Source organism: Herbaspirillum sp. YR522 (assembly GCF_000282575.1).
GTDB lineage: Bacteria > Pseudomonadota > Gammaproteobacteria > Burkholderiales > Burkholderiaceae_D > Herbaspirillum.
On sequence record NZ_AKJA01000013.1, the window covers coordinates 39,735 to 53,646 of the forward strand.

The window sequence follows — 13,912 nt, forward strand, 5'->3', positions numbered from 1 at the left end:
CAGCATGAACAACATCCCCACCGCACTCGTCCTGATCGCCAGCATGTGCACCGCCACCGGCGCCATGGCAGAAAAAACCGGCGCGCCGACGGCGGCCCAGCCACTGGTCTCGGCGCCGGCGTCCGAACTGAAATGGCGCGAGCTACCCCGCACCGGCGGCATCAAGGTAGCCGACCTGCGCGGCAGCATCACCGGCTCGGGGCCGTACGACGCTTTCGTGCGCTTCCCGGCGGGCAAGGACAACCCTTTGCACCGACATAGCCAGAACCTGCCTACGGTGGTGCTCAAGGGTAGCTTCTATGCCGTCATCGACGGCAAGCGCACGCGCTACCCGGCCGGCTCGTTCTACCACCTGCCGGCCAACCTGCCGCACTACAGCGGCTGCGAGAAGGGCGACGACTGCCTGTTGTTCCAGTACCAGGCCGATCATTTCGACCTGGTACCGATGGCCACGAAGTAATATCGGGCGCCGTTCAGAACGCCCAGCGGTGGCGTGCGTAGTACGCGCCGACGAAGTCGACGAAGGCACGCACCTTGGGCGAGAGATGGCGGTTCTGCGGATACAGCGCGTACAGTTCGCGTCGATGCAACCGGTACTCGGGCAACACCTGCACCAACTCGCCGCGCCGCAGATCGTCGGCCACCACGAACGTTGCCGAGGCGGTCATGCCGATGCCGGCGCGCACCGCGTCGCACACCACCATGCCGGTATTGGATTGCAGGTTACCGGCCAACGCCACGCTCGTGACGACGCCATCGGGACCGGTAAAGGTCAATTCGGTACTCTGCAAGGCCAGCGAATAGGCCAGGTAGTTGTGCTCCACCAGCGCCGCGGGCGCATTCGGCGTGCCGTGCCGTTGCAGGTAGGCCGGCGATGCCACCAGCACCATGTCGCTCTGGCACAGGCGCCTGGCAATAACGGTCGAATCGGGCAGGGTACGGGTGATGCGCAGGCCGACGTCGAACTCTTCGGCAATCAGGTCGACGAAGCGGTCGTTGCATACCAGGTCGATCTTGAGCTCGGGATAGGCCCGCATGAAATCCGGTAGCCACTTGCCCACCTCCATGATCCCGAACACCATCGGCGCGTTGATGCGCAACAGTCCCGCCGGATGATGCTGGTGATGCTGCACCATCTGCGCCGCATCCTCGACCTGGTCGAGGATCAGCACGCAACGGCGGTAGTAGTCCAGGCCGACTTCGGTCAGGGCGAAGCGGCGCGTGGTGCGGTTGAGCAGTTGCGCGCCCAGCGCCTGCTCGAGCTGGCGCACCTGGCGCGATACGACGCTGTGCGACATGTCCAGCGCCACCGCCGCGGCCGAAAAGCCGCCGGCGTCGACCACCTGGCGAAAAGTGCGCATCGCGCTGAACTGGTCCATGATTTCCCGGCCCTTGCGATCAGTCGAAACGCGCGCCCTCGAGCGCAAAGCCCTGCAAGAATTCACGCGCCCCCAGGCGCTTGCCGCCGGGCTTCTGCAGCTCGGTCAACTGCAGCGCGCCGCGGCCGCAGGCGACCACGATACCGCCTTGGGCATCGGCCGACAGGACCTGTCCCGGCGCGCCACCGGCAGCGACCGTGACCGGTCGGGCCTGCCACAGCTTGATGACGGTGTCGCCCACGCGCCCGGTGGCACCGGGGAAAGGATTGAAGGCGCGAATACGGCGTGCCAGGTCATCGGCGGCCATCGAAAAATCGAGCGCCGCTTCTTCCTTGGCGATCTTGGCCGCATAAGTGACGCCCGCCTCGGGCTGCACCCGTGCCGTCACCTCGCCCCGCTCCAGCGCCGCAAGGGCCTCGACGATCATGCTGCCGCCCAGGGCCGCCAGCTTGTCGTGCAGCGAGCCGGTGGTGTCGTCGGCGCCGATCGGCACGCTTTGCATGCTCAGCATCGGTCCGGTATCGAGCCCCTCTTCCATCTGCATGATGGTGATGCCGGTCTCGGTGTCGCCGGCCTCGATGGCGCGGTGGATGGGCGCCGCGCCACGCCAGCGCGGCAGCAGCGAGCCATGGATGTTGATGCATCCCAGGCGCGGGATATCGAGCACGCTGCGCGGCAGGATCAGGCCATAGGCCGCCACCACCATCACGTCGTGCGCCGTGGACTGCAGCAGCGCATGCGCCTGGCGCGCCACTTCAGGATGCTTGCCGTCCAGCCGCAACGATACCGGCTGCGCCACCGGGGTGCCATGGCGCAGCGCACTCTGCTTCACGGCCGAGGCCTGCAGCTGCATGCCTCGGCCGGCCGGGCGGTCGGGCTGGGTCAGAACCAGCGTGATGTCATGGCCGGCGGCGTACAGCGCCTCGAGCGCCGCGGCCGCGAATTCGGGGGTGCCGGCAAAGATGATCTTCATATGGACTCCAGGGATTACAGGTTGCGTGGCTTGTGCGGCGCCCGCGCAAACACCGCATCGTACAACCAGTTGGGCGCCATCCTGAGCAGCTTGGCCACCAGGCCCATCTGCCAGGGGATGACGCGATAGCTGCGGCCGTCGGCGATGGCCTGCAGCGCACGTTCGGCGAAGCGCTCGGGCGCCATCAGAAACGGCATGCGGTAGGGGTTGACCCGCGTCATGGGGGTATCGATGTAGCCGGGGGCGATGGTCACAACCCGGATGCCGGTGTCGCGCAGCTCTACGCGCAACGATTCGCAGTAGCTGATCACGGCCGCCTTGGACGCGCTGTAGGCCCCGGCGCCCGGCAGGCCGCGGATGCCGGCCACGCTGCCGATGCCGACCAGCCGGCAGCGACGACGAGACGCTTCGGGCCAGGCCTTCATGTGTGCCACGAAGGGCGTGAAGGTGGCGAAGGTGGCGGTGACATTGACCGCCATGATGCGTTCGAAGGCCGCCAGGTCTTCGCGAAACTCGGTCAGCGTGCCTTGCGAGATACCGGCATTGGCGATCACCACGTCGGCCCCGCCCAGCGCGTCGATGAAGTCGTCGGCGGCCGCCTGCAACGCCACATGATCGGTGACGTCGAGCGGATAGAGCCGATGGCGATGAGCGCCGGGCAAGCCCTGGCGCAGCGCTTCCAGTTCGGCGCCACGCCGGGCCACCAGGCCCAGCACCGCACCCTGGGCAGCATAGGCGCGCGCGATCGCCATGCCGATGCCGCTGGAGGCCCCCGTCAGGAACACCCGCAAGCCGTTGCCATCGCTCTGTGTCATATCGACTACCTTCTCCAGGGATGCTGCAAATGAAAACGGCCCGCGACCTGTCGCGGGCCGCGGACCGTTACCGGCCTCGCAATGCTTATTTCTTCTTGGCTGCCGGCGCGCCGCTCTTTTCAGCGGCGACCTTGTTGACCAGGTGGTCCATCACCTGCAGCGCAGCGGCCTGCTGCATCGACTCGGGCTGGTTGGCCAGCGCCACGCCGACCACCGATGGCGAAGTCACGAAACGGCCATCGATGGCGATCATCGGTACGCCGTCGACCTTGTAGGCTTCCTGCAACTGGGCCGCGCGACGTGCCTTGGTCTGCACGCCGAACGAATTGTACAGGTCGAGGAATTTCTGCTTGTCCACGCCGGCCTTCTCGATGTAGGCCAGGATGGTCTTGTCGGTATTGACGCGCTGGTTCTCGACATGGATCGCGTGGAAGATCTTCGGCGCCAGCTCTTCGGCGCGGCCCATGGCTTCCAGTGCGTAGTACAGCTTCTGCTGCGGCACGAAGGTGTCGCGGAAGGCCACCGGCACCTTCTTGAAGTTGATCTTGTCACCCTGCTTCTTGACCCAGGCCGTCAGCGACGGGTCCCATGCCGCGCAATGCGGGCAATCGAACCAGAAGAACTCGATCACCTCGACCTTGTTGCCCGCGGCCTCGGTCGGCTGGGCCTGCTCCAGCACCCGGTAGTCGCTGCCGACCTGCGGATTGGCCGGCGACGCGGCGACATTCACGCTGGCCGACATCGCCAGTACGCCAAAACTCACTGCTGCCAGCAGCTGTTGATAGAAACGCATGTCTTACACCCTTCTTTGATGAATATGAGGAAACCTGGCGAGGCACCGGGCATGGCTGGTGACCATCCCCGGTCACCGGCAGCACCCTGGGCCTCGACCGGCCTTTGCATTATTTGGGAATGCGCACGATCGCCGCGTCGACGCCGTTATCGGACAGCTTGCTGCGGGTGCGATTCATTGCCTCGGCCTGGGTGAAGGGGCCGATACGCACCCGATACAGCACGCCCGTGTCGGCGGTACGCTCGGTGACCTTGGCCTCGAAACCCAGCAGCGCCAGGCGCGCCCGTGCGCTCTCGGCGTCAGCCTGTTCGCGGAAGGCGCCGGTCTGCAGGAAATAGGTCCACTTGTCGTCGGCGTTGTCGCCCTTGGCCGTGGCCGGCGCGGCCGGCTTGGCATCGGTGCTGCGCGCATCGGGCTTGGCGGCCGGCGGTGGCGCCGCCGGTGCTGCCGGGGCCACCGGCGGCACCGGTTGCGCCGCTGCGGTATTGGGCGGCACCGGAGCGGCCGACTGCTGCTGCTCGCGGGCGGCATCGCGCGCGATGTCGCGATTGCCGTACAGCGGACGATTGGGGTCGGCCGACTGCGCCGGCGTCGGTTCGCTGCGATCGGGACGGGTTACCTTGTTGACGAAGGGAATCGGCGACTTGGTGATCATCAACGCCACGCCGACGGCAATGCCCAGGCCGACGATCAGGCCCAGGATCAGGCCCAGCAGGGTGCCACCAGCCTGTTTGCGATGTTTCAGGTTCAACTGTTTCACGGTTCTCTTGGTTAGCAGCTCGGGTTGCTTACGTTATCGGTTACATGCGGGCCGGGGCGGATACGCCCAGCAATGCCAGGCCGTTGCGCAGCACCTGGCGGGTGGCGGCCATCAGGGCCAGGCGCGCGAGCCTGGTTGGGACATCGTCGACCAGCACGCGTTCCGCATTGTAGTAGCTATGCAGTTCGCCTGCCAGATCGCGCAGATAGAATGCCACCTGGTGCGGCCCCAGCTCTTGCAGCGCGTGCGCCAGCATCTCGGGATACTCGGCCAGCTTGGCCAGTAGCGCCGCCTCGCGCGGCGAGGTCAGCGGCGACAGGTCTGACACCGACGCCAGCGTGGCTTCATCGCCGCCCCACTGGGCCAGCACCGAACAGATGCGGGCGTGCGCGTATTGCACGTAGTAGACCGGGTTTTCGTCGGACTGCGCCAGGGCCAGGTCGACGTCGAACACGAATTCGGTATCGGCCTTGCGCGAGATCAGGAAGAAGCGCACCGCATCGCGCCCACGGGTCAGGTCGCGGATGCCGGCGGCGGCCTGGTCCTCGGCGCCGGTCGACCACTCGATCAGGTCGCGCAGCGTCACGTAGGATCCGGCACGCTTGGAGATCTTGACCTCTTCGCCATTGCGCATGACGGTCACCATCTTGTGCAGCACGTAGTCGGGATACCCCTGGGGAATGCCGACACCGGCCGCCTGCAAGCCGGCGCGCACGCGGGCGATGGTGCCATGGTGGTCGCTGCCCTGGATGTTGATGACCTTGCCGTAGCCACGCTGCCACTTGTTGATGTGATAGGCGACGTCGGGCACGAAATAGGTATAGGTGCCGTCGGTCTTCTTCATGACGCGATCCTTGTCGTCGCCATAGTCGGTGGTACGCAGCCACAACGCGCCATCGAGTTCGTAGGTCTTGCCGGCGGCGACCAGGGCCTCGACTGCCGCGGCCACCTTGCCCTCGCGGTACAGCGACGACTCGAGATAATAGTTGTCGAACTTCACGCCGAAGGCTTGCAGGTCGAGGTCCTGTTCGTGACGCAGGTAGGTGACGGCAAAGCGCCGGATCGATTCGACGTCCTCGACGTCGCCGCTGGCGGTGGTCGGCTCGCCATCGCTGGCCGAGACGGTCTTGCCGTCGATGAAATCACGCGCGATGTCGCCGATGTAGTCGCCGTTATAGGCGGACTCGGGCCATTGGCTGTCGCCCGGCTTCAAGCCGCGTGCACGCGCCTGCACCGACGTGGCCAGGGTTGCGATCTGCACACCGGCGTCGTTGTAGTAGAACTCGCGCAATACCTCGTAGCCCTGCGATTGCAGCAGCGACGACATGGCGTCGCCCAGCGCGCCCTGGCGGCCGTGGCCCACGTGCAGTGGCCCGGTCGGGTTGGCCGAGACGAACTCGACCAGCACCTTCTTCCCGGCGCCGGCGTCGCTGCGCCCGAAATCGCCGCCTTGCGCGTGAATTGCCTTGACCACTGCCTGCTTGGCGGCAGCCGCCACGCGCAGGTTGATGAAGCCGGGACCGGCGATCTCGACCGCTTCGACCAGCCCCGCGCGGGCCGGATCGGCCAGCACCGCGGCCACGATCGCCTGGGCCAGCTCGCGGGGGTTCTTCTTGAGCGGCTTGGCCAGTTGCATGGCGATGTTGCAGGCGATGTCGCCGTGCGTGACGTCGCGCGGGCGCTCCAGGGTGATGGTCGGTTGCAGATCGGTGCCGGCGATCAATGGCTTGAGCGCGGACGAGAACAGGTCGGCAATTTGTTGTTTCTGTTGAGCGAGCATGGGAATGACTGGTAAGGCGGAAGCACTGCGGCGCATCGCTTGGGGTAGCGCCGGAACGAATCGCTTCGAATTGGTTGAGCAGCCGCGATTATACCGGCTAGCGGCTCCGCTTTGCGCGTGCCGGCACCCTCAATGCATGCCGTCGGCATAGTTGCGCAAAAGACAACGATCGGCGCCGGCTCAGATATCGACCGGGTCAACCTCCAGCGACCAGCGCACCCGGCTCTTGTGCTGCCGCAGCAACGCCAGCCATTCGCGCAGGAAGGCCTGCAACGCCGGACGCGACGCACACTCGACCAGCAATTGCGCGCGTTCGACATTGGCCACCCGCATCATGGTCATCGGGATCGGCTCGTTGACGGTCACCCCGGGCCAGTCCAGCAGGGCTGCGGCATCGCCCAGGAAACCCAGCGCCAGGTCGAGTTCGCGCGCCTCGGCCCGCAGCAGCGCCTGGTACATGAACGGCGGGAAAAACGCCTGGCGGCGCTCGTCCAGCAAGTCGCCGGCAAAGCCATCGTAATCGTGGCGCATCACGGCCTGGTACAGCGGATGATGGGGATAGCGGGTCTGGATCAGCACTTCGCCGGCACTGCCGTCGGCCGACAGTCCGGCGCGCCCGGCACGCCCGGCCACCTGCATCAGTTGCGCAAACAGCCGCTCGCTGGCGCGATAGTCGTGCGAGAACAAGGCGGTGTCGGGATTGAGCACGCCCACCAGCGTCAGCTTCTTGAAGTCGTGCCCCTTGGCCACCATCTGGGTGCCCACCAGGATATCGACCTCGCCCCGGTGGACGCTGTCGAACGCCGTCTGGGCCGAACCCTTCAGGCGGGTGGAATCGGCATCGATGCGCAGCACCCGTGCCTCGGGGAAGATCAGCTGCAACCCCTCCTCGACGCGCTGGGTGCCGCGTCCCAGCGGTTGCAGGTCGACGTTGCCGCAGGTCGGGCAGGACTTGGGGATGTGCAGCTCCAGGCTGCAATGGTGACAGCGCAGGCGGCGCTCGGGCCGGTGCACCACCATGAACGCATCGCAGCGCATGCAGTTGCTGATCCAGCCGCAGGCGTCGCACGACAACACCGGCGCATACCCGCGCCGGTTGAGAAACAGCAGAGATTGCTCGCCATTGGCCAGCCGCTTGCGCAGGGCACCGATCAAGGTCGAGGTCAAGCCGTCGGTGGGCTTGTCGCGTTCCATGTCGATCACGCCCACCTTGGGCAGCACCGCCTCCTGTACGGCACGCTGGCGCAACTCGAGGCGCCGGTAGCGACCGGCCTGCGCATGGTGCCAGGTTTCCAGCGACGGGGTGGCCGACCCCAGTACCACCGGGATGCCCAGTTGATGCGCGCGCCAGATCGCCAGGTCGCGCGCCGAGTAACGCAGGCCTTCCTGCTGCTTGTAGGATGGATCATGCTCCTCGTCGATGACGATCATGCGCAGCGCCGGCAGCGAGGCCAGGATCGCCAGCCGGGTGCCGAGCACGATGTGCGCCTGTCCCAGGTGCGCCGCCAGCCAATTGCGGGCCCGCTCGCCTTCGGCCAGGCCGCTGTGCAGCGCTACCACGTTGAGATGCGGAAAGCGCTTGCGGATATTGCCCTCGAGCTGGGGCGTGAGATTGATTTCGGGCACCAATATCAGGATCTGCGCCGGCACCGCGCCGCCATAGGCATCGGCAGTTGCAACGGCATCCGCGGCGCGACGCAACAAGGCCGCCGCGGCCTGCAGGTAGACCTCGGTCTTGCCGCTGCCGGTCACGCCGTACAGCAGCAACGGCGCGAAACCCTGCGCCTGTGAAATGGTGTCGACCGCTTCTTGCTGGGCGGTGTTGAGGGGCGGCGCCGCGCCGAAGCGGAACGGATCGGCCGGGCTTTCGACCGCTTGCTGCGGTGGTGCGGCATGGCGTGCCTTGGCGCGGCGTTTCGGCGGCGCCGACGGCAGGTGTCCCAGCGCCTTGAGCGCCTTGTCCAACGCCACCGTGGTCAGGGCACGCAGGTTCTTGGGCAGGGACGGCAACATCACCTCGCCCAGCGGGCGCTGGTAATAGTCGGCCGCAAAACCGCACAGCGCCAACCACTGCGCCGATACCGGCGGTAGTTGCCCGCGCAACGCGACCACATCCTTGACCTTGTCGGTGGCCAGCTCTGTCTGCGCCGCCACCGCGGTCACCACGCCTACCGCTTCACGGCGCCCGAAGGGCACCACCACCAGTTGCCCGACCTGCGGCACGACCTCGCCAGGCAACATCGGCCAACGATAATCGAACACGGTATGCAAGGGGGTGTCTAGAGCGACCTTGAGGATGCACTGTTCCACGGACTTAATGTAATTCCTGAGAAACCAGCCTAAGCCTTGGTTTCATTGAAGTTTTTCATACTATCCACACAGCCTGTGGATAACTTTGTGGGCAAGTCCCACTTGACAACCGTCCAGCCAGTCCCGTCGCGGCTCTCGGCGCCCTGCCCATTTCCAGCGCAAAAATATTCATCAACAAAATCAATGACTTGCAAAAGCCATCCGGGTCCGCGAAATAATCTTGAAATATTTTTTTTCGCTTAAACCGCGCCTGGCAAATGTGCATAAGTACAAACCTCGAAGAGCGAAACAGGCGTTTGTCAAGCAGGTTGCCCACACAGCTTTGCAAATTTTCCGACAACGGATCGCCCGGCGTCGTCCTACAAACTTAAAGTGAAACTTGAGAAGATGCGTTAAATGCCGGTTTACTAAGCGCTTTTACGTTTATTCACAATTACTGTGGATAACTATGTTGAGAAGTGCCTATTGACAGCCCCGCAAGCCACGGCCCAGCGCCCTCTACGGCGTTTTGCCCAAAAGGATGGCAAAAATAATATCCAATAGAATCAATGACTTGAAAAAAACGGCAGGCAAACCAAAGCGCATGAGGATATAAAATTTGCAGTGGCCGATGCCGGGGGGCGGTTGTGCATAAGTCGGACTGCCGCGCCTACCCGCGCAACGACCGGCTGATATCGTGTACCGCCGCCGACAAGGTCGACACCGCCTCGGGCGGCGTGAATTGCGAAATGCCATGCCCCAGGTTGAACACATGTCCGCTGCCGGCGGCCGGCGTACCGAAGGATTCGAGCAACTTGCGTACTTCGGCACGGATGGCCGCATCACCGGCAAACAGCACGTTGGGGTCGAGATTGCCTTGCAGCGCTACCCTGTCACCCACGCGACGGCGGGCGTCGCCCAGGTTCACGGTCCAGTCCAGTCCCACCGCATCGGGGCCGATGTCGGCGATCTGCTCCAGCCACAAGCCGCCACCCTTGGTAAAGACGATGGCCGGGATCCGCACGCCATCGTGTTCGCGCTTGAGCTGGCGCAGTACGTCGGCCATGTAGGCCAGCGAGAACTGCTGGTAGACGCCATCGGCCAAGGCGCCTCCCCAGGTATCGAAGATCATCACGGCCTGTGCGCCGGCGTCGATCTGCGCGTTGAGGTAGGCGGCCACGGCGGTGGCGTTGGTCTTGAGGATGTGGTGCATCAGGTCGGGCCGCTGGTACAGCATGCTCTTGACCAGCCGGAAGTCGTCCGAACCGCCGCCTTCGACCATGTAGCAGGCCAGCGTCCAGGGGCTGCCCGAAAAACCGATCAGCGGTACGCGGCCGTCGAGCTCGCGCCGGATCTGGGTCACGGCCTTGAACACGTAGTCGAGCCGCTCCAGGTCCGGCACCTGCAAGGCCTTCACGGCCGCCTCGTCGCGCAGCGGGTGCCTGAACTTGGGACCTTCGCCTTCGACGAAGAACAAGTCCAGGCCCATCGCGTCGGGCACGGTGAGGATGTCGGAAAACAGGATCGCGGCGTCCAGCCGATAACGCTCCAGCGGTTGCAGCGTGACTTCGGTGGCGTAATCGGGATTGGTGGCCAGCCCCATGAACGAGCCGGCACGCGCGCGCGTGGCCCGGTATTCGGGCAGGTAGCGCCCCGCCTGGCGCATCAGCCAGAGCGGGGTGTAATCGGTGGGTTGGCGCAGTAGCGCGCGCAAAAAGGTATCGTTCTTGAGGGGGGCGAATCGGGACATGTGGCGGGCCTATCGACGGCAATTCGCCATTATCTCATTCAATTGCGATCTGTCCCGGTGTTGTCACACCCGCGGCGCGTCCAACGGCGCCGGATTTGATCCAGATCGCCCCCACCCGGATCAGATGCCGCCCATGCACAGGTACTTGATCACCATGTAGTCGTCCAGGCCGTAGTGCGAGCCTTCGCGACCCAGCCCGGATTGCTTGACCCCGCCAAAGGGGGCGACTTCGTTGGAGATGAGCCCGGTATTGATGCCTACCATGCCGCTCTCGAGGCCATCGGCGATGCGCCAGATGCGCCCGATGTCGCGCGAGTAGAAGTAACTGGCCAGGCCGAATTCGGAATCATTGGCCAGCTGCAAGGCTTCGTCATCGGTCTTGAAGCGAAACAGCGGCGCCACCGGGCCAAAGGTCTCTTCGCGCGCCACCTGCATGGCCGGGGTCATCTCGGTCAACACCGTCGGCTCGAAGAAGGTACCACCCAGCGCATGCCGTTTGCCACCCAGCAATACACGTGCGCCCTTCCCGGTGGCGTCGGCGATATGCTGCTCGACCTTGTCGACCGCATCGCCGTTGATCAACGGACCCAATGTGACGCCCGACTCCAGCCCGTCGCCGACCTTGAGCTTGCCCACGGCCGTCACCAGCTTGGCCGCGAACGCGTCGTAGACGCCGTCTTGTACATAGATGCGGTTGGCGCAGACGCAGGTCTGGCCGGTGTTGCGAAACTTGGACGCGATGGCGCCTTCCACGGCGGCGTCCAGGTCGGCATCGTCGAACACGATGAAGGGCGCGTTGCCGCCCAGTTCCAGCGACAGCTTCTTGATGGTGGGCGCCGATTGCGCCATGAGCTTGCGGCCGGTCTCGGTAGAGCCGGTAAACGACAGCTTGCGTACCAGTGGATTGGCCGTCATCTCGCCGCCGATCTCAGAGGATGACCCGGTCACCACGCTCAATACACCGGGCGGCACGCCGGCGCGCTCGGCCAGCACCGCCAGCGCCAATGCCGAAAAAGGCGTGGCACCGGCCGGCTTGAGCACCATCGGACAGCCCGCGGCCAACGCCGGCCCCGTCTTGCGGGTGATCATCGCGGCCGGGAAATTCCACGGCGTGATCGCCGCGCAGACCCCGATGGGTTCCTTGGTGACGACGATGCGGCTGCCCTTCAACGGCGCCGGGATGACATCACCATAGGCGCGCTTGGCCTCTTCGCCAAACCACTCGATGAAGGAGGCGGCATAGCCGACCTCGCCCTTGGCCTCGGCCAGCGGCTTGCCTTGCTCGAGCGTCATGATCAATGCCAGGTCGTCGCTATTGGCCAGCATCAATTCGCTCCACTTGCGCAAGATACGGCCGCGCTCGGCAGCGGTGTGTGCACGCCATTGCGGCCAGGCGCGGTTGGCGGCCTCGATCGCCCGGCGGGTCTCGGCCACGCCCATCCTGGGCACTTTACCAATGACTTCGCCGTTGGCGGGATTGTGCACGGCAGTGGTCTGGCCATCGTCGGCATCGACCCACTTGCCGTCGAGGTAGGCTTGCTGGCGCAGCAGTGCAGGGTCCTTGAGCTTGATCATGCGGTTCTCCTTGAAGGTTCGTCTCAAGCAATTAGAGGCGGGCCGGGCACGGAGTTCAGAATCGGCGCGATGTCCTACAGGGGCACCCGCACCTGCTATGATCATGGCGCAAAAAACAGATGGCATCGCCAACAAAACCCATGGAGACAACATGATCAAGCTCATCCACGCCGTGCTGCTGGCCGGCCTCGCCCTTACCTCGTTGCTGTTTCAACCTGCGCTGGCCGCCGACGCCGACGCTGTTGCCTCCAGGCTGGACCGGGTGCTCGGCTCGGGCAAGCTGCGGATCTGCATGACCGGCGACTACAAGCCTTTCACCTTCTATCGTCCCGACCAGCAATTCGAGGGCATCGACGTCGAACTGGCACAGTCGCTGGCCAAATCGCTGGGCGTTGAGGCGCAATTCGTCAAGACCACCTGGAGCACGCTGATGAATGACTTCGTCGCACAATGCGACGTTGCCATGGGCGGGGTATCGATCACGCTGGAGCGGCAGAAGAAGGCGGCCTTCTCGGCGCCGCACATGGTCGACGGCAAGTCGCCCATCGTGCGTTGCGCCGACCGTCAGAAATTCAACAGCTTCGACGCCATCGACCAGCCGGGCACGCGCGCCATCGTCAATCCCGGCGGTACCAACGAGCGCTTCGCGCGCGCCAACTACAAGCGCGCCACGCTGCTGCTGCATCCCGACAATGTCACCATCTTCCAGCAGATCGTCGATGGCCGCGCCGACGTGATGGTGACCGACGCCAGCGAGACGCTGTGGCAAGCCAAGCTGCATCCCGAACTGTGCCCGGTCACCCCCGAGCACCCGCTGCAATTTGCCGAGAAGGCCTTCATGCTGCCGCGTGGCGATGTGGCCTTCAAGGAGTACGTCGATGCCTGGTTGCACCTGGCCAAGGAGACCGGCGAGTACCAGCGGATATTCGACAAGTGGCTGAAATAGGCCGCAGCGACGTCAGTCGAACTTGAGTTTCTTCAGTTCCGGCTTGGGATCGGGAAACTTCAACTTCAGGCCCTGCAGCGTCTCCAGCACCACATTGGCCACCACCAGGTTGCGATGGGTCTTGGAGTCTGCCGGCACCTGGATCCAGGGTGCGTGGTCGGTGCTGGTGGCACGCAGCGCATTCTGGTAGGCGCGCTGGTAATCGTCCCAGAATTTGCGCTCCTCGATGTCGCCCATCTCGAATTTCCAGTGCTTGCCGGGGTCGTCGATGCGTGCCTGCAAGCGACTCTTCTGCTCGGCCTTGGAGATGTGCAGGAAGAACTTCAGGATCACGGTACCGGTTTGGCTCAACATGCGCTCGAAGTCGTTGATCTGGGCGTAGCGCTGCTTGCATTGGCGTTCGTCGATCCAGCCATGCACCCTGGTGATCAGCACGTCCTCGTAGTGGCTGCGGTTGAATACCGCGATCTCGCCGGCCACCGGTACCTGCTGGTGGATCCGCCACAGGTAGTCGTGCTGCAGCTCGATCGCACTGGGCGCCTTGAAGTTGGCAATGCGGATACCCTGTGGATTGACGCCGGCGAACACATCGTTGACGGTGCCATCCTTGCCGCTGGTATCCATGCCCTGCAGGATCACCAGCACCTTGTGCGTGCGGCTGGCGTACAGCATCTGCTGCTGCAGGCCGATGGCCTCGGCCAGGCGGCCCACCTCGGCCCGGTCGGCCTGCTTGTCGCCGCTGGACAGGGGTTGGGCGCCCGCCTGCGAATCCTTGATCGATGTCTTCGAATCGACGGTAAAGCCAGGAGCAATCTTCTTTGCCATGAGGTCCCTTTATGCTTGTGATGGAAG

Annotated in this window: 12 protein-coding genes; 2 read left to right on the forward strand and 10 right to left on the reverse strand. The window is 64.6% G+C overall.

Going from position 1 to position 13,912, the window contains the following annotated elements; genetic code table 11:
* Positions 1 to 4 precede the first annotated feature (4 nt).
* The gene (locus PMI40_RS01935; protein WP_008111563.1) at positions 5 to 460 is read left to right on the forward strand and encodes a cupin domain-containing protein; all 456 of its coding nucleotides are present in this window, start codon (positions 5 to 7) and stop codon (positions 458 to 460) included.
* A gap of 13 nt (positions 461 to 473) precedes the next feature.
* On the opposite strand, the gene PMI40_RS01940 is transcribed toward PMI40_RS01935, so the two are convergent.
* The 9 genes from PMI40_RS01940 to gabD form a co-directional block, all read right to left on the reverse strand.
* Positions 474 to 1,379, reverse strand: coding sequence for a LysR family transcriptional regulator (locus tag PMI40_RS01940; protein WP_008111566.1), 906 nt, complete (start codon positions 1,377 to 1,379; stop codon positions 474 to 476).
* Between the two features lie 19 nt (positions 1,380 to 1,398).
* The gene (gene fmt / locus PMI40_RS01945) at positions 1,399 to 2,352 is read right to left on the reverse strand and encodes a methionyl-tRNA formyltransferase (protein ID WP_008111567.1); all 954 of its coding nucleotides are present in this window, start codon (positions 2,350 to 2,352) and stop codon (positions 1,399 to 1,401) included.
* A 14-nt stretch (positions 2,353 to 2,366) separates the two neighbouring features.
* Positions 2,367 to 3,167, reverse strand: coding sequence for an SDR family oxidoreductase (locus PMI40_RS01950; protein ID WP_008111569.1), 801 nt, complete (start codon positions 3,165 to 3,167; stop codon positions 2,367 to 2,369).
* Positions 3,168 to 3,252: 85 nt separating this feature from the next.
* Positions 3,253 to 3,960, reverse strand: coding sequence for a thiol:disulfide interchange protein DsbA/DsbL (locus PMI40_RS01955; RefSeq protein WP_008111571.1), 708 nt, complete (start codon positions 3,958 to 3,960; stop codon positions 3,253 to 3,255).
* Between the two features lie 109 nt (positions 3,961 to 4,069).
* Positions 4,070 to 4,720 carry an SPOR domain-containing protein gene (locus PMI40_RS01960; RefSeq protein WP_008111573.1) on the reverse strand — a complete coding sequence of 217 codons (651 nt, stop codon included), beginning with the start codon at positions 4,718 to 4,720 and terminating at the stop codon, positions 4,070 to 4,072.
* Between the two features lie 40 nt (positions 4,721 to 4,760).
* A complete protein-coding gene (gene argS / locus PMI40_RS01965) occupies positions 4,761 to 6,500 on the reverse strand; it encodes an arginine--tRNA ligase (RefSeq protein ID WP_008111575.1) in 1,740 nt (579 codons plus the stop codon).
* A gap of 180 nt (positions 6,501 to 6,680) precedes the next feature.
* A complete protein-coding gene (locus tag PMI40_RS01970) occupies positions 6,681 to 8,810 on the reverse strand; it encodes a primosomal protein N' (protein ID WP_008111577.1) in 2,130 nt (709 codons plus the stop codon).
* Positions 8,811 to 9,459: 649 nt separating this feature from the next.
* Positions 9,460 to 10,539, reverse strand: coding sequence for a uroporphyrinogen decarboxylase (hemE, locus tag PMI40_RS01975; protein ID WP_008111578.1), 1,080 nt, complete (start codon positions 10,537 to 10,539; stop codon positions 9,460 to 9,462).
* A gap of 120 nt (positions 10,540 to 10,659) precedes the next feature.
* Positions 10,660 to 12,114, reverse strand: a complete 1,455-nt coding sequence (gabD, locus tag PMI40_RS01980) for an NADP-dependent succinate-semialdehyde dehydrogenase (protein WP_008111579.1) — start codon at positions 12,112 to 12,114, stop codon at positions 10,660 to 10,662.
* A 151-nt stretch (positions 12,115 to 12,265) separates the two neighbouring features.
* Here gabD and PMI40_RS01985 point away from each other — a divergent pair, with 151 nt between their 5' ends.
* Entirely contained in the window at positions 12,266 to 13,060 is a 795-nt protein-coding gene (locus PMI40_RS01985) for a transporter substrate-binding domain-containing protein (protein ID WP_008111580.1), read from the forward strand.
* A 12-nt stretch (positions 13,061 to 13,072) separates the two neighbouring features.
* Here the strand turns inward: PMI40_RS01985 and PMI40_RS01990 are convergent, their stop codons facing one another.
* Entirely contained in the window at positions 13,073 to 13,885 is an 813-nt protein-coding gene (locus tag PMI40_RS01990) for a polyphosphate kinase 2 family protein (protein ID WP_008111581.1), read from the reverse strand.
* Positions 13,886 to 13,912 lie beyond the last annotated feature (27 nt).

Coding starts and splice junctions, on each gene's coding strand:
- PMI40_RS01935 (WP_008111563.1), top strand. CDS start 5: ATGAACAACATCCCCACCGCACTCGTCCTGATCGCCAGCATGTGCACC.
- PMI40_RS01940 (WP_008111566.1), bottom strand. CDS start 1,379: ATGGACCAGTTCAGCGCGATGCGCACTTTTCGCCAGGTGGTCGACGCC.
- fmt (WP_008111567.1), bottom strand. CDS start 2,352: ATGAAGATCATCTTTGCCGGCACCCCCGAATTCGCGGCCGCGGCGCTC.
- PMI40_RS01950 (WP_008111569.1), bottom strand. CDS start 3,167: ATGACACAGAGCGATGGCAACGGCTTGCGGGTGTTCCTGACGGGGGCC.
- PMI40_RS01955 (WP_008111571.1), bottom strand. CDS start 3,960: ATGCGTTTCTATCAACAGCTGCTGGCAGCAGTGAGTTTTGGCGTACTG.
- argS (WP_008111575.1), bottom strand. CDS start 6,500: ATGCTCGCTCAACAGAAACAACAAATTGCCGACCTGTTCTCGTCCGCG.
- hemE (WP_008111578.1), bottom strand. CDS start 10,539: ATGTCCCGATTCGCCCCCCTCAAGAACGATACCTTTTTGCGCGCGCTA.
- gabD (WP_008111579.1), bottom strand. CDS start 12,114: ATGATCAAGCTCAAGGACCCTGCACTGCTGCGCCAGCAAGCCTACCTC.
- PMI40_RS01985 (WP_008111580.1), top strand. CDS start 12,266: ATGATCAAGCTCATCCACGCCGTGCTGCTGGCCGGCCTCGCCCTTACC.
- PMI40_RS01990 (WP_008111581.1), bottom strand. CDS start 13,885: ATGGCAAAGAAGATTGCTCCTGGCTTTACCGTCGATTCGAAGACATCG.